The 565-nt window shown below is 69.4% G+C and carries 1 protein-coding gene; it reads left to right on the top strand.

Features of this window, described 5'->3' with window-relative positions:
• Nucleotides 1-565: condensation domain-containing protein (locus U5775_RS38970; RefSeq protein WP_322063444.1), on the top strand; the 565-nt coding region annotated here is incomplete at both ends.

Below are 565 nucleotides of genomic sequence, written 5' to 3' on the forward strand. Positions count from 1 at the left end.
ATAGTGAAGTTTCGCGCAGCGTGGGAAGCAGCGACCGCGCAGCACACGATCCTGCGCACGGGCTTCGTGCAGCAGGGCGAGGGCTGGCTGCAGTGGGTCGCGCGCGAGGCACCGCTGCCCTTCATGCTGCACGACTGGTCCGATCGTAATGACCACACCGAAGCACTCGACGCATTCGCCGCACACGACCTCGCACAGGGCTTCGACCTTGCCCGGCCGCCCCTGCAACGCGTAACGCTGGTGCGCACGGCGGCACGGCGTCATCACCTGATCTGGACGCACCACCACGTGCTGATGGATGGCTGGAGCGTCTCGCAGCTCATGGGCGACGTGCTGCGGCACTACGATGGGCGCGCACCGATGGCGGCGGGTGGCCGCTACCGCGACTACATCGACTGGCTCGCGCGCCGCGATGCAGGCGCGAGCGAAACCTGGTGGCGCGGCGTGCTCGCGGAGCTGGACGAACCGACGCGGCTCGCCACCGCCCTGGGCAATGCCGATCCCCAGCCGGGCCACGGCGAACACCTGCTCGCGCTCGACGAAGCGTCCACCACGCGTCTGGTGG

It is taken from the genome of Paraburkholderia sp. J63 (genome assembly GCF_905220245.1).
Taxonomy (GTDB): domain Bacteria; phylum Pseudomonadota; class Gammaproteobacteria; order Burkholderiales; family Burkholderiaceae; genus Paraburkholderia.